Origin of the sequence: Flavobacterium luteum (genome assembly GCF_008806775.1) — a bacterium.
Classification (GTDB): domain Bacteria; phylum Bacteroidota; class Bacteroidia; order Flavobacteriales; family Flavobacteriaceae; genus Flavobacterium; species Flavobacterium luteum.
Genome location: NZ_WAEM01000007.1, coordinates 152376 through 176022, shown reverse-complemented (window position 1 = coordinate 176022; position 23647 = coordinate 152376). Strand labels below are relative to the sequence as shown.

General features: G+C 32.0%; 16 protein-coding genes. 11 read left to right on the top strand and 5 right to left on the bottom strand.

Annotated features, from left to right (window positions below):
* Positions 1–176: 176 nt before the first annotated feature.
* Entirely contained in the window at positions 177–983 is an 807-nt protein-coding gene (locus F6464_RS12515; RefSeq protein ID WP_151108280.1) for an NYN domain-containing protein, read from the bottom strand.
* Between the two features lie 265 nt (positions 984–1248).
* Between F6464_RS12515 and F6464_RS12510 the strand changes: the two genes are divergently transcribed.
* The gene (locus F6464_RS12510; RefSeq protein WP_151108279.1) at positions 1249–2511 is read left to right on the top strand and encodes an aminotransferase class I/II-fold pyridoxal phosphate-dependent enzyme; all 1263 of its coding nucleotides are present in this window, start codon (positions 1249–1251) and stop codon (positions 2509–2511) included.
* Positions 2512–2617: 106 nt separating this feature from the next.
* Here F6464_RS12510 and F6464_RS12505 read toward each other — a convergent pair whose 3' ends face one another.
* Entirely contained in the window at positions 2618–3736 is a 1119-nt protein-coding gene (locus F6464_RS12505; protein ID WP_151108278.1) for a GTP cyclohydrolase, read from the bottom strand.
* Positions 3736–4725, bottom strand: coding sequence for a transporter (locus F6464_RS12500; RefSeq protein WP_151108277.1), 990 nt, complete (start codon positions 4723–4725; stop codon positions 3736–3738). Before F6464_RS12500 ends, F6464_RS12505 begins: the two co-directional genes overlap by 1 nt.
* A gap of 121 nt (positions 4726–4846) precedes the next feature.
* On the opposite strand from F6464_RS12500, the gene F6464_RS12495 reads away from it, so the two are divergent.
* The 6 genes from F6464_RS12495 to F6464_RS12475 all read left to right on the top strand — a co-directional run bounded on the left by F6464_RS12495 (position 4847) and on the right by F6464_RS12475 (position 11153).
* On the top strand, positions 4847–5125 hold the full coding sequence (locus F6464_RS12495) for a DUF4834 family protein (RefSeq protein ID WP_151108276.1): 279 nt from the start codon (positions 4847–4849) through the stop codon (positions 5123–5125).
* 92 nt (positions 5126–5217) lie between these two features.
* Positions 5218–7662: a YfhO family protein gene (locus F6464_RS12490; RefSeq protein WP_151108275.1), complete on the top strand. Its 2445-nt coding sequence runs from the start codon at positions 5218–5220 to the stop codon at positions 7660–7662.
* Between the two features lie 23 nt (positions 7663–7685).
* Complete coding sequence (locus F6464_RS14535) at positions 7686–7850, top strand: hypothetical protein (protein ID WP_191963386.1); 165 nt, start codon at positions 7686–7688, stop codon at positions 7848–7850.
* Positions 7850–8320: a hypothetical protein gene (locus F6464_RS12485; RefSeq protein ID WP_151108274.1), complete on the top strand. Its 471-nt coding sequence runs from the start codon at positions 7850–7852 to the stop codon at positions 8318–8320. Before F6464_RS14535 ends, F6464_RS12485 begins: the two co-directional genes overlap by 1 nt.
* Positions 8321–8358: 38 nt before the next feature.
* Positions 8359–9639: a glycosyltransferase family 4 protein gene (locus F6464_RS12480; RefSeq protein ID WP_151108273.1), complete on the top strand. Its 1281-nt coding sequence runs from the start codon at positions 8359–8361 to the stop codon at positions 9637–9639.
* 44 nt (positions 9640–9683) lie between these two features.
* Positions 9684–11153 carry a lipopolysaccharide biosynthesis protein gene (locus F6464_RS12475; RefSeq protein ID WP_151108272.1) on the top strand — a complete coding sequence of 490 codons (1470 nt, stop codon included), beginning with the start codon at positions 9684–9686 and terminating at the stop codon, positions 11151–11153.
* Positions 11154–11204: 51 nt separating this feature from the next.
* Here the strand turns inward: F6464_RS12475 and F6464_RS12470 are convergent, their stop codons facing one another.
* Positions 11205–11828 carry a hypothetical protein gene (locus tag F6464_RS12470; RefSeq protein WP_151108271.1) on the bottom strand — a complete coding sequence of 208 codons (624 nt, stop codon included), beginning with the start codon at positions 11826–11828 and terminating at the stop codon, positions 11205–11207.
* A gap of 306 nt (positions 11829–12134) precedes the next feature.
* Here F6464_RS12470 and F6464_RS12465 point away from each other — a divergent pair, with 306 nt between their 5' ends.
* A complete protein-coding gene (locus tag F6464_RS12465) occupies positions 12135–12599 on the top strand; it encodes a hypothetical protein (protein WP_151108270.1) in 465 nt (154 codons plus the stop codon).
* 4 nt (positions 12600–12603) lie between these two features.
* Here F6464_RS12465 and uvrA read toward each other — a convergent pair whose 3' ends face one another.
* Entirely contained in the window at positions 12604–15399 is a 2796-nt protein-coding gene (uvrA, locus tag F6464_RS12460; RefSeq protein ID WP_151108269.1) for an excinuclease ABC subunit UvrA, read from the bottom strand.
* A 434-nt stretch (positions 15400–15833) separates the two neighbouring features.
* Between uvrA and F6464_RS12455 the strand changes: the two genes are divergently transcribed.
* The 3 genes from F6464_RS12455 to F6464_RS12445 all read left to right on the top strand — a co-directional run bounded on the left by F6464_RS12455 (position 15834) and on the right by F6464_RS12445 (position 23640).
* Entirely contained in the window at positions 15834–17174 is a 1341-nt protein-coding gene (locus F6464_RS12455) for a T9SS type A sorting domain-containing protein (RefSeq protein ID WP_151108268.1), read from the top strand.
* Between the two features lie 112 nt (positions 17175–17286).
* Positions 17287–20106, top strand: a complete 2820-nt coding sequence (locus F6464_RS12450) for a triple tyrosine motif-containing protein (protein ID WP_225318079.1) — start codon at positions 17287–17289, stop codon at positions 20104–20106.
* 399 nt (positions 20107–20505) lie between these two features.
* Complete coding sequence (locus F6464_RS12445) at positions 20506–23640, top strand: glycoside hydrolase 5 family protein (RefSeq protein WP_151108267.1); 3135 nt, start codon at positions 20506–20508, stop codon at positions 23638–23640.
* Positions 23641–23647 lie beyond the last annotated feature (7 nt).

Below are 23647 nucleotides of genomic sequence, written 5' to 3'. Positions count from 1 at the left end.
AGCCTTTTCGTTTTGCTATCGCTTCTAGCTCCGCTCCGTTCGCTCCGCTCGGGTCGATACTCCCGATAGCTATCGGGATTGTTCCGTTGCACTGCACAAAAAACACTCGAAGTGACGGTTTGATGAGCTATTGTGCTGAGCGAAGTGACGGTTTTGATTCTATTTGGATGCTTGGATTAACTAAATCGCAAGCGTACATAGACGTGTTTGATTCCTTTTTTATCAGAATCACGTTCGTCGATCTCAAGGATGTCGGTTAGTGATTTGAGCATTGGAGTAAGTTTTGAGAAGCCATAATTTCTAGGGTCGAATTCTGGTTTTTTCTTTACAATTAGATTCCCTACATCGCCTAAAAAAGCCCAGCCATCATCATCACCAATCGCTTCTATAGTAGCTTCGATGAGTTCTATGGTTTGTAAATCGACTTTAGAAGTGATTTCTTTTTCAACAGGTTTTTTAATATCGGTTGTTGGTGTAGCAAATGCTTTAGGGTTTTTAGCCACTAACTGTTCTGCTCTGCGTAGGTTCTTTTTGATAGCCCCTTCTAAAACTTCAATATAAATAAACCGATCGCAAGCTACAATAAAAGAATTGGGTGTTTTCTTTTCGCCAATACCAATAACTTTCATGCCAGATTCTCTAAGACGGATGGCAAGACGCGTAAAATCGGAATCGCTAGAAACAATACAAAAGCCGTCTACTTTATCGGAATAGAGTAAATCCATGGCATCGATAATCATAGCGGAATCGGAGGAGTTTTTTCCAACAGTGTAGCTGTATTGCTGGATAGGGGTAATGGCGTGTTCTAAGAGAACGGATTTCCAACCGTTGGCGTTGGGTTTTGTCCAATCGGCATAGATTCGTTTGGTAGTTGGTGTGCCATATTTGGCAATTTCTTCCATCATTCCTTTTACATTGCTGTAGGGAACGTTGTCGGCATCTATGAGCACTGCTAGTTTTAGTTCTATTGTAATTTGTGACATTGTATTAAAAGGTTGTTATTGATATTGGTTTGTCAAAGATACAATGTTTATTGTAAATACGTAATTTTTAGCCCTGATCGAAACGGCATCCCACGTTATTGCGAGGTACGAAGCACTATCGTGGATATAGAGTAGAGCAGGATATAGCTCCTAGAAAACGAGTATAACTGTCCTTAAAAAATATTTAGGAATTAGATACCTTATTCCCGTATAAATAATTATTTTTGCAACTCGAAAAAAGGACAATTTAGTACGACACACTATCATGGTAAAAGATTTATTTGAAAGAATTCAGAACAATAAGGGACCATTAGGAAAATGGGCATCACAGGCTGAGGGTTATTTTGTTTTTCCTAAGTTAGAAGGAGAATTGGGACCAAGAATGCAATTTGCTGGGAAAGATGTTTTGAATTGGAGTTTGAATGACTATTTAGGTTTAGCCAATCATCCTGAGGTTCGAAAAGCAGATGCGGATGCGGCTTTGCAATATGGTGCCGCTTACCCTATGGGTGCTCGTATGTTGAGTGGTCATACCAAATATCATGAGCAATTGGAGCAAGAATTGGCTGCTTTTGTCATGAAAGAATCGGCTTATTTATTGAATTTTGGGTATCAAGGCATTATGTCAACCATTGACGCTTTAGTTACTAAAAATGATGTAATTGTATATGATGTCGATGCGCATGCCTGTATTATTGACGGGGTTCGTTTGCACATGGGAAAACGTTTTACGTACCGTCATAACGATATTGAAAGCATGGAGAAAAACCTGCAACGTGCTACAAAATTAGCCGAAGAAAATGGTGGTGGCATTCTTTTTATTACCGAAGGTGTTTTTGGTATGCGAGGACAGCAAGGTAAGTTGAAAGAGATTGTTGCTATGAAGGAGCGCTATAATTTCCGTTTGTTAGTAGATGATGCGCATGGTTTTGGTACTTTAGGGAAAACAGGTGCTGGAGCGGGCGAGGAGCAAGGGTGTCAGGATGGGATTGATGTTTACTTTTCGACTTTTGCAAAATCGATGGCTAATATTGGTGCTTTTGTAGCTGCAGACAAGGAGATTATAGATTACTTAAAATACAATTTGCGTTCACAAATGTTTGCTAAAGCTTTGCCAATGATTCAGACTATTGGATCTTTAAAGCGTTTAGAGTTGTTGCGAAATTCATCCGCATTAAAAGACAAACTTTGGGTAATTGTAAATGCTTTACAAAGTGGATTGCGGGCTAGAAATTTTAATATTGGAGATACTAATACTTGTGTTACTCCTGTATATCTTGAAGGTAGCGTGCCAGAAGCGATGGTTATGGTAAATGACTTGAGAGAAAATTATGGAATATTTTTGTCTATAGTAATCTATCCGGTTATTCCTAAAGGGATTATTTTGTTACGAATGACGCCTACCGCATCCCACTCCTTAGCGGATATTGAGGAAACACTTAGTGCTTTTGAAGCCATTCGAGAGAAATTAGAAAACGGAACGTATAAAGAAATCGCTAGTAGAACTAAAGTAGATTTAGATGCTTAACTGCGTATTTATTTGTTAGTATAGTAAAAATCCATTAGTGTATGCTAATGGATTTTTTAGTTATATAAAAACTTCAATTCAATACATTGAGCAAAATAGATAGTAATTAAAGTTCTTTTCGAAATGTTTTTCTGCGACAGTGGGTTGTAGGATTAAAGTTTTTCCAAAGGAGATGTATGGCATGATTATCGGCTAACTCGGGAGTTCTAATACAATTTTGAATGCCTTTCTCGGTAAAAGTAGTGTGCATTTCCTTGAAAAGAATGGCGTGTACTCCTTTGTTTTGGTAGTCTGGATGAACACCAATAAGGTAAAAAGTAACGTCTTTACTGTTCTTACGGGCATTTAGTAAATGAAGAAAACCAAAGGGGAAAAGCTTCCCATTTGCTTTTTGCAAGGCTCTAGAAAAACTGGGCATGACGATTGCAAATGCAACTAATTTTCCGTCTTTGTCTTCTACAAATTTGATGTATTCGGGATTGATGAAACTAATGTATTTTTTCTTGAAATATTCTTTTTGAATATCAGTTATTGCAACAAACGATGCTAAACTGGCATAGGAGGCGTTAAACAAATCGAACATTTTATCGACATGTGGCAATACGGCTGCTATTTTTTTGAAGTTCAGGGCTTTTAGTTGGTAGCGTCTTTTAATTAATTCTTGAGCTTTATCAAAAAATTCTAGTTTTACATTTTTGAAAGGAAATTTGTTTTCCAGATATTCCTTTTCAGTTACAAAGCCCAATTGCTCAAAATGAGTAGCATAATAAGGATAATTGTACCAAGTAATCATGGTGCCTAATTCATCGAAACCTTCCGTTAAGACACCCACTTTATCTAGATTTGAAAACCCCATTGGGCCTTCTACATATTCTAAATTATTTTTACGACCGAGTTCATAGACTTTTTCCAGTAATGCTTTGGTCACTTCTAAGTCGTCAATAACGTCAAACCAACCAAAACGCACTTTGTTTTTATGTTGGTCATTTACTTCACTCCAGTTGATGATTGCCGCAATTCTACCTACTATTTTATTGTCTTTGTAAGCGATATAAAAGTAGGCTTCTGCATTTTTAAAAGCGGGGTTTTTAGCTTTATCAAAAGTTTCCAACTCATCAGCAATGATTGGTGGTACCCAGAATTTATTGTTCTTGTATAACGAAAAAGGAAATTTAATAAAATGAGTTAATTCCTTTTTTGTTTTAGCTTCTAATACTGTAATCATTATGGTTGTAAAGTTGTAGATTCAATTTCGTCTAATCGTTTCTTGTCTTTTTCTTTTTTCTTGTCCTTTTTCTTGTCTGCTTTGCTTTTCTTTTTGTCTTTTTCTTTCGGAATTCGATATAAAACTTCACTGTAGTTTTTGTCAAAACGCCAAGAAAGACCAACACCACCAGCTAATACAGAAGGAGTGTCTTTATAATTAACCCCTATAGATGCATCTATTTGAATGTTTTGCTTTACTAAAAAAGCAGCTCCTGTTCTAAAAATAGCATCAGAATAATAATCACTATTGAATCCTTGATTTTCTAGAAACCCTGACCATCTGGAGTTAAAACCTCTTGTTAACGTAACCACATAATCTATAGATTGTTTTTCAGAAGAGAATTTATCTAAAATGATATTCGTGCACAATACAAATTTGCCAAATTGATTTTGAGTCAAAACCATAAATTTAGGACTTATATTTGGGTCATTCGGAATTTGTGGACGTATAAAAACATTGTCAGAAAGGTTGATGTTTAAGCCAGCATATATACCAACGGCAGGTATAAATTGTCTGTAACTGAATTTATGATTGGCTTTCCAACTGTACAAATTGGGTTTTTCGATGTATTTTTTATAGGGGTCGTATACCAAGAATTTAGCACCAATGATTGTTTTTTTTAAGCCATTTTGATTGATATTGACCATTGGAGCTGTAAAGTTTTCATATTGATATTGAAAATTGACAATAAACTCTAATTGCTCTAAAAAAGCGCCGTAGCGAAAATCTAAATTGCTGCCAAAACCATTGGCTTCATAGTTAAGTAATTCGTGTTTTTCTTTGAACCCATAGAGCCCTAATTCGGCCTGAAATACTGTTTTTCCAACTGAAAAAGCAGCCATGGATTCGCCAGGACGGTTAGAATTGATTACATCAGTAAACTGGCCATAATGAGCTGTTGTGTAAAGTAAAAGTGATACTAAAAGTAAAGACTTGATTTTAAACATGTTTTCTTTTTTTGTTGTAGAATAATAACGTTTTCAAATGTACTATATTTTATTATTTATTTAAGATTGGTTTTTTATTTTTGAACTTTTGATTTATTAAATTTGTAAAAAATATTTGTTTATGCAAACAGCCTCTTTTAATGGAATAATAAAAACCATTTTTTACATCATGGTATTTTATTATGTAATCAAATTTTTAGCTCGCCTTTTTTTGCCTATTGTAGTTAAGAAAGTTGTTGAAAAAGCGGGACAAAACTTTCAGCAACACTATCAATCTGGTTCTTCAAACCATCAAAATACATCGAATACTGATGAAATTATTCATGATACTTCAAAAAGTGCAAAGCCACGCGAAACCAAAAAAGTGGGTGAGTATGTAGATTATGAAGAAATTGATTAAATAGTAGTAGCTAATCTGTGTTCAGTTTAGACTTTTTAACTATTTTTGGCTAAAATTCCAGAAATAATTATAGTTATTTACTACTTCATACTATGAAAATCCTTACCAAGCTTTATCCTCATTTATTAGCTATTTTTGGCTTTGTATTCATTGCTACACTTTATTTTTATCCAGTTTTGCAAGGAAAAAAAATATTTCAATCGGATATTGTACAATACACAGGTATGGCTAAGGAGCAGAGTGATTTTCGAGCTGCCGAAAATGCAGAGCCGTATTGGACCAATGCTGCCTTTGGTGGGATGCCTACCTATCAATTAGGAGCGAAATATCCGCATGATTATGTTGGGAGTTTAGATGATTTGATTCGGTTTTTACCACGACCAGCCGATTATTTGTTTCTTTATTTTATAGGCTTTTATATTTTATTACTGGTTTTAAAAATAGATCCTTTAAAAGCTTTTATTGGGGCTTTGGCTTTTGGTTTTTCAACCTATTTAATTGTAATTCTTGGAGTTGGTCATAATGCAAAAGCCCATGCTATTGGTTATATGCCTATGGTCCTTGCGGGTATTGTGCTTGTGTTTAAAAGACGATTTATACTCGGTGGACTTTTAACCATGATTGCTGCGGCTTTAGAAATTAATGCGAATCACTTTCAAATGACCTATTATTTATTGATTTTGATTCTGGTTCTCTCTATTTTCTTTATATATGAATATAGTAAACAAAGAGATTTTAAAACACTGCTTAACGCTTTTGGCGTTTTTTGTGTAGCAGGAATTTTTGCCATAGGAGCAAATGCGACAAATTTATTGGCCACTGCTGAGTATGCAAAGTTTAGTACCAGAGATAAAAGTGAGTTGCTTTATAATGCCGATGGTTCAAAGAATAAGACTAACAATGCGATGACGAATGACTACATAACAGAATATAGTTATGGTGTTGCAGAAAGTTTTAATTTGATTGCCCCAAGACTTTTTGGAGGGTCTAATAATGAAAATGTTGGCACCGATAGCAAGATGTATGAGTTTATGATTGGACAAAGTGTTCCCGAAGCACAAGCTAAAGATTTCGTTTCAGGAATGCCATTGTATTGGGGAGACCAACCAATAGTTGCTGCACCTGCCTATATTGGTTCGGTGGTATTTTTTTTAGCGATACTTGCTTTATTTTATGATAAGCGAAAAATTAAATATGCTTTTTTAGCCGGGGCATTGGTTTCCTTGATGCTGTCTTGGGGCAAAAACTTTTCTGTTTTAACCGATTTTTGCATCGATTATGTACCCATGTATAATAAGTTCAGAGCAGTTTCGTCTATACAAGTACTATTAGAATTATGTCTTCCTGTTTTAGCCATTATGGGATTGCAGACTTTCTTTAAATCAGATGAATCTACAATATTAAAATCAAAAGAAAAAGCCTTAATACAAACTACAGCTGTAGGGTTCGGAATTTTTGTTTTCTTGTTTTTAATTAAAAGTTCGTTCAGTTTTTCAGGTGGCAGTGACAGTTATTTTATGGAGAATTACGGTCCTGATTTTGTTGATGCTTTAAAATTAGATAGGAAAAGCATGTACTCAGCTGATTTATTGCGATCTAGTTTTTTTATCCTAGTGTCTTCTGGAATATTATGGTTGTTTCTAAAAAATAAATTAGCTCAAAATACAGCAATCATTTTAGTGGGTTTACTAATGGTTTCTGATTTGTTTTTTATTGATAAAAATTATGTGAGCGCCAAAGATTTTGTCAGCGCTAGTGAAGTTGAAATTCCTTTTCAAGAAACTGAATCAGATGCTCAAATATTACAGGACACCACCAACTACCGTGTTTTTGAAGTAAGCGGCAATTTATCCAGTTCTCGAACTTCCTATTTTCATCAATCTATCGGTGGGTATCATGCCGCAAAACCAAGAAGAATGCAACAATTGTTTGATTATCAAATTGCCAAAAACAATATGGCAGTTCTTGACATGTTGAATGTAAAGTACATTATCCAAACCGATTCTGTTGGTAAAGATTATCCAATCATAAACCCTGATGCTAACGGAAACGCTTGGTTTGTAAAGCGTATTAAGTTAGTAAATACTCCTGATCAAGAGATGAAGGCGTTGAATGGTTTAGATACTAAAAATGAAGCTGTTGTTAATGAAGCAGAATTCAAATCGTTTATTTCTAAAACTTCGTTTACTAAAGATAGTTTGGCAACCCTACACTTGCAATCCTACAAACCCAATCATCTAAAATACGTATCTAATAATGCCAATACTGGTTTGGCTGTTTTTTCAGAAATGTATTATAAAGACGGCTGGAATGCTTTTATAGACGGTAAAAGTATTCCTCATTTTAGAGCAAATTATGCATTGCGCGCTTTGACTATTCCAGCTGGAAAACATACGATTGAGTTTAAGTTTGAACCACAAGTTGTACAAACAGGAAGTACCATTACTCTAGTGAGTTCTATTGTAATGTTGTTTTTAATTGTTGGCGGACTTTATTATGAAAGAAAGAAAAGTTGGTATTCATTTGCAAAGAAATAGAACTTTAAGTAGTATATTTGATTATGAAAATTAAGGGTTTAAATAAAAAAACTATTCAGCAAAAAGGACTAAATTCTAATTCGTCCGATGTACAAAAAGTATATGTTGAAAGGTTAGAACGTTTTATGGCTTTAGTGGTTCTTTCTTATGAATTAAAAACAGCTCCAAGAATTATTCAAAAGAAATAATGCTTCAAGAGATTTTAAATATTTGGAAAGAATTCAACGAAAATAATGTTCGTTATTTAACCATTGGTGGATTAGCTGTTAATATTTATGGTTATACCAGAAACACTGGAGATATTGATATTTTAATTGAAGATACAATTGAAAACAGAAAAAACCTTCGTCATGCTTTTGCAGCAATCGGAATTGGAGATTTTCCTTCAATTGAGACTATGCAATTTGTTGCAGGTTTTACAGATTTTACCATTTCTTATGCTTTACGATTAGATGTTATGACATCAGTTAAAGGATTAGAGCATGTTCCTTTTGATAATTTACTTCAAGATGCAACAATTGTCATGTTAAAGGAGGTGCCAGTTTACTTTTTAGATTATGACAATTTAATAAAAGCTAAAAAAGCCTCTAATCGCCCTAAGGATTTATTAGATATTGACGAGTTAGAAAAGCTAAATAACAATTCAAATGAATTTTAAAATCGAACTATTGACTTTAAATTTCTAAACTTTTAACCTTGGAATTAAAAAAAATCTTAATTATAACTTATTATTTTCCGCCCGCTGGAGGTCCAGGCGTGCAGCGATGGTTGAAATTTGTTAAGTATTTGCCTGATTTTGGTATTCAGCCCATTGTTTATATTCCTGAAAATCCGACCTATCCTATAATTGATGAAGGTTTGCTACATGAGGTTTATGATAAAGCAATTATCATTAAGAAAAAAATTATAGAGCCTTATGGCTTAGCTTCTGTATTTTCAAAAAATAAAACCAAGAAAATAAGTTCAGGAATTATTCCAAACGCCAGAAAGCAAACTCGTTTAGAGCAGCTATTCATTTGGATTAGGGGGAATCTTTTTATTCCAGACGCTAGAGTTTTATGGGTAAAACCATCGGTTCGGTATTTGGAAAAATATATTCAGGAAAATAACATTGAAACTATAATTACTTCAGGACCTCCGCATAGTTTGCATCTTATAGGTATGCAACTTAAAAAAAATCTAAATATTAATTGGATTGCCGATTTTAGAGATCCTTGGACCACTATAGGCTATCATAAGGCATTACGATTATCAGAGTATTCAAAAATGAAGCATAAAATGCTAGAGAAAACTGTTTTAAACACAGCGGACACTATCATTGTAACCAGCAATACTACAAAAACAGAGTTTCAAGCGATAACAAATAAGCCAATAGAAGTAATTACCAACGGATATGATATTGAGAAAATAGAACCCCAACCTCTAGACAAAAAGTTTACTTTAGCTCATATTGGCTCTCTTTTATCAGAAAGAAACCCTATAATTCTCTGGCAAGTTTTGTCTGAGTTGGTAAATGATGTTCCAGATTTTGCCAGTCATTTTGAGCTTAAACTTATAGGAACGGTTAGTCAAGAGATTTTAGACACGTTGAATAGTTATAATTTAAAAAAACTTGTAAATTATATTGGGTACCTTTCTCATCGAGAAGCTATTGCACATCAAAGAAAATCTCAGGTCTTATTATTGATTGAAATTAATTCTAAAGATACCATGAGTATTATTCCTGGAAAATTATTCGAATATATGGTTTCAGAAAGGCCAATACTTGCCATTGGCCCACGAGGTTCAGATTTTGCCGAAATCATTACAAATACTAATACGGGAGTTTTTTTTGATTATGGGGAGAAAGACAAACTAAAAAGTGTAATTTTGACTTATTACAATCAATTTCTAGAAGGGAAATTAAAATCGCATGCTGTTGGTTTACAAAAATATTCTAGAAAAAATTTAACCGAACAGCTCTCTAAGTTACTATAATAATTGAACCAAATTGCCTCTTTTTAAGCAATGAAACATCATAAATGGGAATAGTTTTAAACCAGTCTATTAAGAATACCTTTATTACCTATTTTGGATTTGGGATTGGAGCCATAAATGCTCTTTTTTTGTATACTAATTTTTTAGGGAAAACCCACTATGGAATGGTTGCGTTCTTATTATCGGCCTCAAATATTATGATGCCCTTAATGGCTTTTGGTGTTCAGAATACGATGATTCGATTTTATTCTAAATACACTTCGGAAGTAGATCGCGAACACTTTTTGAGTTTTATGCTATTAATGCCACTCTTTCTGATTATTCCTATTTCAACAATCACCTATTTTTTTTACAATCAGATTGCTTTTTTTATAGTAAGAGAAAACCCTGAAATTAAGCCCTTTCTTTGGCTTATTCCAGTTATAGGTATATGTATGGGCTATTTTGAAGTCTATTATGCTTGGGTAAAAGTACATATGCAATCGGTTGTTGGAAATTTTATCAGCGAAGTTTTTGTTCGTGTTACAATATTAATCTTGTTGTTTTCGGTTTACTGGAATTGGCTTACCAAAGATGGGTTTATTTATGCCCTTTTTGGTGCTTATTTGCTGCAATTCTTGGCCATGAAAAGTTATGCATGGTATGTAAAAATGCCAGTTTTGACTTTTAAAATGCCACATAATAGTAAAGAAATTTTCGGGTATTCTTTTTTTATCATTTTATCGGGAAGTGTGGCTGTTTTGTTGATGGATTTTGACAAAGTAATGATTCCGTCTTATAGAAATATTAGTGAAAATGCATTGTATTCCGTGGCCATTTTTATAGCTACAGTTATTGCAGTACCTAGTAGAGCCATGCTTCAAATTATTTATCCCATTACCGCTCGACTCATGAACGAAAACAAGCATGATGAATTGAATGAGTTGTATAAGAAAAGCGCATTGAATTTACAGGTTTTTGGAGGTTTGGTTATGCTGGGAATTTTTTTAAATATTAAAGAGTTGTATCAATTAATTCCGGGAGACTATGAAGGCGGAATTGGAGTGGTTTTTATCATTGGTTTGACTAAGTTTTACGATGTGATTTTAGGAAATAACAATGCAATTATATTAAATACAAAATATTACAGAACAGTACTTTTATTTGGATTGCTGTTGGTTTTTATGATGGTTGGATTGAATATGATTTTAATTCCACCTTATGGTATAGTAGGTGCTGCGTGGGCAACATTAATTTCGGTAATGGTTTACAACACTATTAAATTATTGTTTGTAGTTAAGAAAATGAATTTGTATCCTTTTACCCTAAATACCTTAAAATCGTTTGGAATAATTATTTTTATTTTTTTAATATTTTATTTTTGGGATTTCTCTTTTCATCCTTTAGTTAATATCATTTTAAAGTCAGTTTTAATTACTCTTTCTTATGTTTTTATTAATTATAAATTGATTATTTCAGTTGAAATCAATGATTTTTTAGACACCTATTTAGCACGCCTTAGAAGTAAAGAATAAAAAATCCCGTCAATAATTATATAGACGGGATTTAAAAAAATGATATAAAAGCTATTCTCTTTTTACGTCACTATTTGGATTTCTTTTTCTATAATACATTTGATCATTAGTGTTATCTTGATTTTCAGAAGAAGTATCACAATTATTATTACTTTCATATTGACTATTGTAATAATAATTAGAAGTATAGCCTTTTACACTTCCAAAAGTATTTATAATTTGACCTCTTTTGTTGTAAAAGATACGTAAACCGCCAATTTGATCTAACGCAAAGCGATTATACGACATATATATAGTTCCTATTCTTTTAATTCTGTTTAGATAGTCATAATTCACAAATACATTACCTATTCTGCGAATTCTTCCCATGGCATCATGCTCAATTCGAACAGCGTTATTGGGCGATGAATAAATATTTCGAACTCCAGGAGCGCCCATAGCTATATTTATTCCTCGTCTGTAATAATTTGAATTCCCTTGACTTTGTGTAGTGTTAAAATCGAATTCTCCGTTAGGAAACACATAAAAAGTAATGCCTCTTTCTGTAAACTCTATAGGGTCATTCAGATTAAAAATGCTATTTGTTTTTTCACCAGAATAATTGATTATTGCAGATGCTTTCGCTACATTTCCAAAAAGTAAAATGGCAGCTACTAAAAGGGTAATTTTTTTCATCTGTAGATATTTATTGTTTTTCTATGGTCATATGTAATTCGCATATCTTCATTGGTGTTTGCGGCCAATTTTAGGTCATGCTCATTTCATAATCAATAGTGTTTGAGATTAAAAGCCGAATTCGTTTCGGCTTGTTACAATACTATTTTCAAGTAGTGTGCCAAAATCTTGAATTATATGCATTATTTTAATAATTTAATTAAAAATAATTTTAATTATTTGAAAATCAATTCTTTGATAATTTTTAATTTTGGCTATTTGTTTTTAAAGTCAATTTTGTATTTTTGAAAAATAACTTGAGAAATTATGAAGAATTTAATTGGTCAAATAGTATTGCTTTTCTTTTTTGTAAACACTTTTGCACAACAACAAGTTCCAGTAAAGATAAATACACAGTCAAAATACAACTCCAGTAGTAGGGTTTTTTATGCTTGGAATGAAGAAAAGCAAGTCTATGACCCAAAAGATTCTGAATTTGAAAACTCTGTTATTGTAATTCGTGAGTTAAATTCAAAAGGAAACGGTTATATTTCAATTAGTTTAAATGATGACTCTATAGTGCGCGTTTTTCATGGCTCTATCATTTCAGTTAGTGTTGATGAAAACGACATTTCTACTTGGGTAATTCGTTCTAAAGATGCAAGAGGAAAAGTTGTTTTAGATCCTCGTAAAAACATCATTACTTATTCTTATGAAAGCAATGACACCCGTTATTTAAAAGTATTTGTGTTTAATATTGTATACGATCAAATAGAAGTTGACGAAAATTAACGTTTTAGAATTTTAGTTTTTCTTTTAAATACTTTCCAGTAATTGAATTTTTATTTGCAACAATATCTTCAGGAGTTCCTACAGCTAAAATATTCCCACCATTTTCTCCACCTTCGGGACCCATATCAATAATCCAATCGGCACATTTGATCAAATCTAAATTGTGTTCAATTACAACAATAGAGTGGCCTTTGTCAATTAATGCATCAAATGAAGTGAGTAATTTTTTTATATCGTGAAAATGCAATCCTGTTGTTGGTTCGTCAAAAACAAATAAGGCTTTCTCTTTTATACTCCCTTTTAAAAGAAATGAAGCCAATTTTATTCGTTGAGCTTCACCACCAGATAATGTAGAAGACGATTGCCCTAACTGTACATAACCCAAACCAACGTCTTGTAGTGGTTGTAGCTTTTGTGAAATTTTAATTTGTTTCGTATTTGTAAAGAAAGCTACGGCATCATCAATAGTCATTGTTAAAATATCATCAATATTTTTGCCTTCAAAATAAATTTCGAGCACTTCTTTTTTGAAGCGTTTGCCGTTACAGGTATCGCAAGGCAATGAAACATCGGCCATAAAAACCATTTCTACATTTATGGAACCTTCTCCGTTGCAGGTTTCACAGCGACCTCCATCTACATTAAAAGAAAAATGTTTGGGTTGATAGCCTCTAATTTTCGATAATTTTTCTTTTGAAAACAACTCTCTAATATCGTCATATGCTTTAATATAGGTTACGGGATTAGAACGAGAGCTTCTTCCAATAGGATTTTGGTCTACGTATTCAATGTGCTGAATTTTATGGTAATGCCCTCTCATTTCGGTAAATTGACCTGCTTTTTCAGCAACTCCATCTAATTTTTTTTGCATAGCAGGAAATAGAATTTTCTTTACTAAAGTACTTTTTCCGCTTCCCGAAACACCAGTAATAACGGTTAAGACTTCTAAAGGGAATTTAACATCTACATTTTGCAAATTATTCTCTCTAGCCCCTAGGATTTCGATATAAGCCCCCCATTTTCTTCTAATTCTTGGCACATCAATTTTTAAATCACCGTTTAAATACTGGGCAGTCAATGAATTGGATTTTAAGATTTCGGCAAAAGTCCCTTGAGCTACTAAATTCCCTCCCAGAGTTCCAGCCTCTGGACCAATATCTATAATCATATCGGCCGCTTTCATGATGTCTTCATCATGTTCTACTACTATTACCGTATTACCTAAATCTCTTAAAGAAACTAATACTTTTATGAGACGTTCGGTATCTTTTGGGTGCAAACCAATACTAGGTTCATCTAAAATATACATCGATCCTACCAAACTACTGCCTAAAGAAGTAGCTAAATTAATGCGCTGCGATTCTCCGCCTGAAAGTGTAGAAGAATTTCTGTTTAATGTGAGGTAATCTAAACCAACTTCGACTAAGAAATTCAATCTATTATTGACTTCAATTAAAAGACGCTTGGCCACTTTTTGATCAAATTCGTTTAATTGCAGTTCCTTAAAAAAGGAGACTAGTTTTTTTATTGGTAGATCAACCAAATCAGAAACTGTTTTCCCTCCAATTTTTACATAAGAGGCTTCAATACGAAGGCGTTTTCCTTTGCAGGAATTGCATTTCGTTTTTCCTCTGTATCTAGAAAGCATGACTCTATTTTGGATTTTATAGTTTTTTTCTTCTAATTCTTTAAAAAAATCATTCAATCCTGTAAAATAGCTATTTCCTTTCCAAAGAATGTCTTTTTGCTCTTCTGTAAATTGAAAATAGGGTTTATGAATAGGGAAATCAAACTTATAAGCATTGTTAATCAATTCATCTCTGTACCATCCTACACTATCACCTCGCCAAGCATAAATAGCATTTTCATATATAGATAATGCAGTGTTAGGGATGACTAATTCTTCATCGATTCCTATTATGTTTCCATATCCTTCACAAACAGGACATGCACCATAGGGATTATTAAAACTAAAAAGATGTACATTGGGTTCTAAAAAAGTGATTCCATCCAATTCGAAATTAGTATTGAAAGTAAATTTTTTTTCTGTATCCAATTGTTGAAGATAACAGATGCCTTTTCCTTCAAAATAAGCAGTTTGAACTGCATCTGATAAACGGTTGTAGAATTCTTCTTCGTCTTTTATTACGATTCTATCAATAATAAGCAAGACATCTTTATTATCTAAAGTATGCTGATCAATTTGGTCTAAACGAACCATTTCACCATTCACTAAAATTCTAGCAAATCCTTGTTGTAACAAAACTTTTAGTTTGTCTTCTAGTTTTCTGCCTTCTTCTAAATGGATTGGAGATAGGAGCAGCCATTTACTATCAATTTCTAATGACTTTACAACATTTACAACATCAGTAACCGTGTTTTTTTTTACTTCGAGACCAGATATTGGAGAATAAGTCTTGCCAATTCTAGCAAAAAGTAATTTTAAATAGTCGTAAATTTCTGTTGATGTTCCTACAGTAGAACGAGCGTTTGTAGTATTTACTTTTTGTTCTATGGCAATTGCAGGAGCTATGCCTTTAATATATTCAACTTTAGGTTTGTCTAATCTTCCTAGAAATTGCCTAGCATAAGAGGAAAGACTTTCTACATAACGACGTTGTCCTTCAGCATATAAAGTATCAAACGCTAAGCTCGATTTTCCAGAGCCCGAAAGCCCAGTAATTACCACTAATTTGTTTCTAGGAATGGCAACATCAAGGTTTTTTAAGTTGTGCACTTGAGCACCTTTAATGATAATATTTTTTTTAGGTTCTAAAGTGGAAATGTCTTTTGTAATCATTTTTATAAACTGAGTATATACAAAGATAATTAATTATCAAATGAGAATCAATAATATATTTTTTATCTATTAATTCTTAAATATTTTGCCATCTGTATTCCATTTTTCGTTTTTACAGTTGATACAATTAATTAGCATTATTTTTATTAATATCAGATTTAAATAGTAATTACATTATTGAATAAAAGGTTTTTTTGGAAGGCATTAACTATCTATTTTTAATATTTTACCTATACATTACCACAACATTTTTATTTTTTAAATATTTTTTTACCTACTATTACGATTGAGTAAAGCGCTTTTGGGTCAATAAAACAAGAGGTTTTTGAAGCTTGAAAACTTTAATTTGCGTTGTATAGTTTTTGTATAGTAGGTTTTTTCACAATTATTGTAATTCAATCTTAACTTTGATATTCACATTAAATAAAAATATTATGAAAAAAATTACAATTTTAATTGCGCTAATGATAACTTCATTAGGATTTGCTCAACAGGTGGTCATTGAGAATTTTGAAGACCCAACCAATTACACACTACAAGGTGGGTTTGCAGGAGTAACGAGTTCTATAACTCCAGACCCAGCGGCTGGGGGTACTTATTTGAATGTTTTAAAACTTAATGTAAGTGGTCCTGGTGCAGGGGTAGAAGTTTATGAAGGTGAAGTTGTGAATCTTTTAAAAAGTAAAATTAAATTAACCACTGATAAAACGGTTAAAGTTGATGTATTCTCTTCAGTTGCCTTCTCTTTGATGTGTAAAGTTGAGAATGGAACAGGTCCAAACTCTGGAGCATCCCAAGTTTATACTACACCTAATGCTTGGCAAACGCTTACTTTTACTTTTACAGAAGGTAGAGATGCTACAGGTACTGCTGATGGAGAATACCCTAAATTTGTGTTCTTCCCTAATTGGAAGGACGACAATACAGGTTTCAAAAATCCTCCTGTTGCATTCACATTATATTTAGATAATATTACTGCTGAGAAAGCGGTGGTTGTGCCTGTTGTAGATCCAGTTCCTACTGAAGCAGCACCAACTCCAACATTACAAAATGCAAGTGGTGTAGCTTCAATTTTCAGTAATCAGTATACTAATATAGCTATTAATGAATGGCCTACCTCTTGGAGTTCAGGAACTGCAACTGATGTTCAAATTGCTGGTGATGATACAAAAAAACTTAAATTAGCCAATTTTATTGGTATCGATTTTCAAAGTAGTCCTATAAACGCAACTTCAATGGACCGTTTGCATATTGATTTTTGGGTAAAAGAGGATAATTTAGATGGGAAAGTTTTTGATGTAAAATTAGTAGATTTTGCAGGAACTTCAGGAGAAGTGACTCCTACTTATGTTTATCATTATGAAAGTGCAGGTACTACCCCAGTTATTCAATCTGGAAAATGGGTTACAATTGATGTGCCTCTTAAAGATGGATTTGGTAAATCCGATATTAAACAAGCGGTAATCATATCTAATATGAAGGGTCCTATTTACATTGATAATTTTTATTTATACAATTCTAAGTTAGGAACAAAAACTTTTGCAGCTTTAGGTGTTAAAATGTTTCCAAATCCAACTTCTAACAAATTAACCATTGAAGCAAAAGGAATTATTGAGAATGTATCTCTTTATAATGTTTTAGGGCAACAAATGTTAGTTAAAAGTCCTAAACTACAAACAGCTACTTTAGATATTTCTAATTTGCAATCTGGAGTTTATGTAGTAAAAACTACTATAGACGGTAAAGTTGCCTCTTCAAGAGTTGTAAAAAAATAATATTATTTGATTTATCATAAAAGCACGTTTGTAAAAGAACGTGCTTTTTTAGTTTTTGCCTTTTTTTTTGTAGTACTTTTATATCATTGCTTTAAATTTATTTTTTATAAAAATGTTGAAAATTAATATACCACACTTTTTAGTTTTAACTTTTTCATTATTTACAATTTTGTGTTTTTCACAAGAGTTGCCTCCAATTTTAAAATACAGTCCAATTACTTATGGTGCAGGTAATCAAAATTGGATGATTTCTCAAGATAAAAATAATTTTGTGTATTTTGCTAATAATGATGGCTTGCTTGAGTTTAATGGTTCTAATTGGACTTTGTTTCCGTCTCCTAACGAAACTATTTTGCGATCTGTAAAAGTTATAAATAAAAAAATATATACAGGTTGTTATATGGAGTTTGGTTTTTGGACCAAACAAGTAAATGGTTTACTAAAATACACTTCATTAAGTTCAAAAATTAAAAGTCAAATTCTTGATGACGAGCAATTTTGGAATATATTGAATTATGATCAATGGGTAGTCTTTCAGTCTTTAAATAGAATTTATATTTATGATACCAATACAGAAAAGTTTAATATAATTACTCCTAAAAATAGTGTCTATAAGTCTTATAGCACAATTAATTCTATATATTTTCAAACTCATAATGATGGGCTCTTTGAAATAGAAAATGGCAAAGCCAAATTAGTTTCTAATAACCCAATTGTGCTGAATAACAAAATTATAAATGTTTTTTCTATTGATGAAGGTCTTATAATCCAAACGGAATGGAATGGTTTTTTTAAACTCATTAACGGTAATTTATTTAAATTTAGTACTGATGCAGATTCAGAATTTTCGACCAGTAACATTTATAGTAGCCAAATTTTATCAGATGGTAGTTTTGTGCTTGGAACAGTTTCTAATGGAATAATTATCTTAAACAGTTACGGTAAATTAAAATACCATATTACTCAAAGTAATGGATTGAGTAATAATACCGTTTTGTCATTGTTTGAAGACACTGATAGAAATCTTTGGATTGGTTTAGATAACGGAATAAATTGTGTCAATTTAAAATCACCAGTTAAAAGTTTTGTTGATAATACAGGAATATTAGGAACTGTTTATGCTTCGCTTTTGCACCAAAATAAATTATATATAGGCACTAATCAAGGTTTGTTTTATAAAACTTATAATACAAATGAAAATTTTAAGTTTATTTCTGGAACTAAAGGTCAAGTATGGTCTTTATCTGAATATGCTGGAAATGTTTTTTGCAATCATGATTCTGGAGCTTTTATAATTGAAAATGGATTTGCAACCAAGATTTTCTCACAAATAGGTACTTGGAAATCTGAAATAGTTCCCAATAAAAATAATCTGTTATTAATGGGTTGTTATAATGGTTTAATTGTTTTAGAGAAAAGAAATAATCAATGGGTTTATCGAAATAAAATCTTAGGTTTTGATTATTCAACAAAATATTTTGAAATTCTAAAAAATAATGAAGTATATGTAAGTCATGAGTATAAAGGGGTTTTTCGCTTACAATTAGATAATAATTTACTAAAAGTAAAGAAAACTATCTCATATTCTAGCCCTAAAAAAGGTAAAAATTCTAGTTTAGTTAAATTTAATAATATTATTTATTATGCCTATAAAGATGGAATTTTTAAGTTGAATTATAAAACAAAACAATTTCAGAAAGACAATACATTAAGTTCTGTTTTTGAGAATGATGAATATACTTCAGGTAAATTAATAATTGATAATACTTCTAAAATTTGGTTGTTCTCCAAAGATTATATTTATTATTTTTCTCTAAATAAGTTAGGAACTGATTTGAAAAAAAATTCAATTCCAATTCCTTCTAAGTTAACAAATTCGATGTTGGGTTATGAAAACATCACTCGTCTTTCTAATTCAATTTATTTAGTAGGTACATCGGATGGATATTACACCTTAAATATTAACGATTTAAGTTTTAAAAATTATAGTGTTTCCATTTCAAATATTTCAATTAATAAATTAAACGAACAATTTACTAATTGTTCTATTCTTGAGGAAGGGAACTTCAGTCATGATGAAAATAATATTACCATAAGTTATACAGTGCCTCAGTATAATAAATATATTAATTCGGAATACCAATATCTATTGGAGGGATTTCAGAATGATTGGAGCGAGTGGAATGCTAAATCAAGTGTCAATTTTAAAAACCTTCCACACGGAACCTATACTTTTAAAGTAAGGGCAAAGATTGCAAATTCTGTACCTGAAAATATTGCTACTTATACTTTCACAGTTCTTAAACCATGGTATTTAACTAATTTGGCCATCATTATTTATTTAATACTTTTATTAATTCTAGCGCATTATATTAATAAATCATACAAAGTTTATTACCAGAAGCAAGAAGAAAAGTTAATTGAAGAGAATAATCTTTTATTAGAAATAAAAGAACTAGAAAATGATCAACAATTAATGAAACTGCGTAATAAACAATTGGCCAATGATGTTGATACTAAGAATAAAGAATTGGCAATGACTAATATGAGTTTAATTAATAAAAATGAATTATTATCATTAATAAAAGAGGATTTAAAAAATTCCTCTTCTGATAATTCTAGTAGAAGTATTAAGTCTGTAATTACAAGTATTACAAAAAATATTTCTGAGGAAGATTCTTGGAAAGTATTTAAGGAAGCTTTTGATAATGCTGATAAAGACTTTTTAAAGAAGGTAAAAGATGCACATTCTAACTTGACCCCAAATGATTTGAGACTATGTGCATATTTAAGAGTGAATCTTTCTTCAAAGGAAATTGCCCCTTTATTGGGTATTTCTGTACGAAGTGTTGAGATAAAAAGATACCGTTTGCGAAAAAAAATGGATTTATCTCACGAAAAAGGGCTTGTTGAGTATATTCTATCTATTTAATACTATACATGTATTTTTAATAAAACTATACATTACCTCAACAATAACCATGTAGCTGCTCTTTATTAAAAAATAGTTCATCAAAAATTCATTTTTTACAATCGTAATTCATCAGTATTTACCTTGTTTTTTTATGATATGTGAAATTATTTCAAGTTTTTTTTGTTGTTGTATGATTTTTGTTGAGGTGTTTTTTAATTAAATATCAGTTCTAATTTCTAATTTTATAATCTTGATACTAAATATTAACCAAACTTAAATTATTTATGAACATTAAATTATTATTACAATGCAACTACAACTAAAATACTGTATTAAATTAAGTCAATAAATTACAAATGGCTAATTTAAAAATAAAAAATAATTTTAGATTTTAACTTTTTAACCAAATTATACAATATGAAAAAAAATATTTGTTTACTAATCTTTTCTTTTTGTGCACTCTCTATTTATTCACAAGCTGATAAGGTTTCTTTAGATAAAAGTTCTGAAGGAATAAAACTAAAAGTCGATGGCAACGATTTAATGATAAATGGTATGAACTGGGATTATTTTCCTATTGGTACAAACTATACATATAGTCTCTGGAAACAATCAGACAATGTTATTCAACAAGCTTTAGATGATGAAATGTCATTATTGAAAAATATGGGTGTAAACGCTATAAGAGTTTATACTGGTATGCCAAAAAAATGGATTGAATATGTGTATTCTAAATATGGTATTTATACGATGTTAAATCATTCTTTTGGACGATATGGTTTAACCATAGACGGTGCTTGGATTCCAACAACAGAATATGCAGATGCTAAAACTCGTCAATTGCTTTTGAAAGAAGTAAAAGAAATGGCACAAGAATATAAAGATACCAAGGGTTTACTTTTATTTTTGTTAGGTAACGAAAATAACTATGGTTTATTTTGGGACGGTGCTGAAACGGAGAATATTCCTGTAAAAGATAGAAAGTCTACAAAACGTGCTGAATACATGTATAAATTATTTAATGAAGCAATAGTGGCTATGAAATCTATTGATACTTCACATCCAGTAGCCATTTGTAATGGAGACTTGTTGTTTTTAGATATTATTGCTAAAGATTGCCCAGATGTTGATATTTTAGGAATTAATGCTTATCGCGGAATTTCTTTTGGAGATATTTTTGAACGTGTTAAAAAAGAATATGGGAAACCAGTATTGTTTTCAGAATTTGGTTCTGATGCCTTTAATGCAGTTTCCGGACAAGAAGATCAAAACGGTCAAGCAGCAATTTTAAAAGGGAATTGGAAAGAGATTTATGAAAATGCTGCAGGTCTAGGAAAAGCAGGAAATTCATTAGGAGGTTTTACATTTCAATTTAGTGATGGTTGGTGGAAATTTGGACAAACAAAATATTTAGATATTCACGATACGAATGCATCATGGTCTAATGGTGGTTATGCTTTTGATTATGTGAAAGGCGAAAATAATATGAATGAGGAATGGTTCGGTGTTTGTGCAAAAGGACCAACAAATGCAAACGGTAATTACCAATTATTTCCAAGATCAGCATACTATATTTTAAAAGAAGTGCATCAGTTTAATCCTTATACAAACGGAAAATCATTAACGGATTTAGATAATTACTTCAATAAAATTCAAATCATGGATGCTTCTCTAAAAGCTAGAAGTGATAAATCGGCATTAGACAGTCAAAAAGGTGGAAAAATTAAATTTTCTAGATTGGCTGCAGAGTTTACTACTTTTAATACTGGAGGCGAAAAAATATCAACTCCTAGTACTGCTCCTGTAAATAATACTACATTTCCAAATCAACTTGGTTTTGATCATATGGAGTCTTATTTTATTGGTGTAGAAGCTAGTCCTGCGTCTAATATGACTGCTAATGTAGAGTTTAATATTTTAGGTAATGTTGCACTTAACCCTATCGATGAAATATTTTATGAAAACAGAGCGCGTCCGACAATTGTAAGTGGTCCTAATGGCGATGTAACTTTACAAGACAATAATCGTGTTCAAGTGTACAGAGCGAGTTATAAATGGGATGAAAAATTATTTAATTTAAATGGTTTTTATCGAACAGGTCATTATCATTGGGGTTACGAAGGCGATTTCTTTGGTCTCTATCCTGAGGCTAATTACGGTCCTAACATAGATATCTATAATGGTTTAGCTCCATTTGGATTTGAAGTTGAGGGTAAAAAAATATTTAAAGGATTAAAATTGGCTGCAGGACCTCAACTTTGGTGGGGAGCGAATCCAGCGGCATTGCTAAAATATTCTAAAAATATTGCAAAATTTGATGTAACGGGTATTTTTCATGAAGATTTAGAACAACGTGGACTTGCAGAAAGTTCTCTTGCCGTTCCTCAGCCAAAAACTAGAAGATTCACATTACATGCCAATAGAAAGTTTGGAAAATTTGGTCTTGATGTAGGAGGTATTTGGGCTGGTCAACCGCTTAATGGAAGAGAGTATCAAGTTTTGAGAACTGAAGGAGGAATTAATGTAGCTAAATCAGCAACAATAGAATCCAAAGATAATTTAGGTGCTAAATTAAAACTTACTTATACAGGGGGTAAATTCAATTGGTATGCACAAGCAGCTGCTCAAGGATTAGTTGCTGGCGGTGGTGCTGGTGATCAAACTCAAACTTTTACAGGTTGGAGATTAAAAGACAGTGGAAGTGGTAATCAATACAACTTTTTAACTGGGGCAACGTATACTATTGGTAAATTACAAATAGCACCCAACTTTTTATGGCAAAAACCTTTAGAGGAAGCCATTACTGCAGATGCTGTTGGAGGAAGACTTAGAAACATACTTCAAGATCCTTTTGTTGTAAGAGGAAATAGAGAGCAAGTCGCAGGTGAGTTATTACTTACCTATGATCCTACTCCTGGTACTTGGATGTATGAGTGGGACAATGACCGTTCTGAAGATGCCAAATTTGCAGTAAGTGCAGGATTTGTATTCCGTCACTTACCTACTACGCAAGACGCGGCGATAGGATTTTTAGCTAACAGAACTGCTTTTGCTTTTCCAAACTCAGTTCCAGCTAAAGATTTATGGGAAGCTAATGCAAGAATTGTATCAAAATTAAGTGCTGATTTAGGTTTTATAGCTAATATTTATGGAGGTCCAGCTCAAGGGAATGGTAGCGATGCTAGAACTATTAATCGTTATGGTATGGATTTAAGAACGCTTTATAATAAAGTAAAATTCAATTCATCTGTAAAAGTCAATGATTTTGGACCTTTTGATTACCATCGAGATTTTAACTTAACGTACCCTTTACAACTAATGGGTGATGTTTCTTTTGGAATTGGAAAAGCAGATTGGTTTCTACTTCCTGGAACTCGAATTGGTTTAAGAGGAACATGGCGCTCACTTGATCAATATTCTAATAGATATGTTAGTGGAGCAACTAAGTTAGATGGACTTGGAAATGTAGTTCCAGATCCTAAGGCTCCAGGATATGCAAATGGTCAAGAATGGGAAATTAGAACATACATTCAAATAAACATAGCTAATTAATAAAATA

What these genes read in the sequence shown, in the direction of transcription:
- F6464_RS12515 (WP_151108280.1), bottom strand. Translation starts at nt 983, where the DNA reads ATGTCACAAATTACAATAGAACTAAAACTAGCAGTGCTCATAGATGCC.
- F6464_RS12505 (WP_151108278.1), bottom strand. Translation starts at nt 3,736, where the DNA reads ATGATTACAGTATTAGAAGCTAAAACAAAAAAGGAATTAACTCATTTT.
- F6464_RS14535 (WP_191963386.1), top strand. Translation starts at nt 7,686, where the DNA reads ATGAAAATTAAGGGTTTAAATAAAAAAACTATTCAGCAAAAAGGACTA.
- F6464_RS12500 (WP_151108277.1), bottom strand. Translation starts at nt 4,725, where the DNA reads ATGTTTAAAATCAAGTCTTTACTTTTAGTATCACTTTTACTTTACACA.
- F6464_RS12450 (WP_225318079.1), top strand. Translation starts at nt 17,287, where the DNA reads ATGTTGAAAATTAATATACCACACTTTTTAGTTTTAACTTTTTCATTA.
- F6464_RS12485 (WP_151108274.1), top strand. Translation starts at nt 7,850, where the DNA reads ATGCTTCAAGAGATTTTAAATATTTGGAAAGAATTCAACGAAAATAAT.
- F6464_RS12475 (WP_151108272.1), top strand. Translation starts at nt 9,684, where the DNA reads ATGGGAATAGTTTTAAACCAGTCTATTAAGAATACCTTTATTACCTAT.
- F6464_RS12455 (WP_151108268.1), top strand. Translation starts at nt 15,834, where the DNA reads ATGAAAAAAATTACAATTTTAATTGCGCTAATGATAACTTCATTAGGA.
- F6464_RS12495 (WP_151108276.1), top strand. Translation starts at nt 4,847, where the DNA reads ATGCAAACAGCCTCTTTTAATGGAATAATAAAAACCATTTTTTACATC.
- F6464_RS12445 (WP_151108267.1), top strand. Translation starts at nt 20,506, where the DNA reads ATGAAAAAAAATATTTGTTTACTAATCTTTTCTTTTTGTGCACTCTCT.
- F6464_RS12470 (WP_151108271.1), bottom strand. Translation starts at nt 11,828, where the DNA reads ATGAAAAAAATTACCCTTTTAGTAGCTGCCATTTTACTTTTTGGAAAT.
- F6464_RS12510 (WP_151108279.1), top strand. Translation starts at nt 1,249, where the DNA reads ATGGTAAAAGATTTATTTGAAAGAATTCAGAACAATAAGGGACCATTA.
- F6464_RS12490 (WP_151108275.1), top strand. Translation starts at nt 5,218, where the DNA reads ATGAAAATCCTTACCAAGCTTTATCCTCATTTATTAGCTATTTTTGGC.
- F6464_RS12465 (WP_151108270.1), top strand. Translation starts at nt 12,135, where the DNA reads ATGAAGAATTTAATTGGTCAAATAGTATTGCTTTTCTTTTTTGTAAAC.
- uvrA (WP_151108269.1), bottom strand. Translation starts at nt 15,399, where the DNA reads ATGATTACAAAAGACATTTCCACTTTAGAACCTAAAAAAAATATTATC.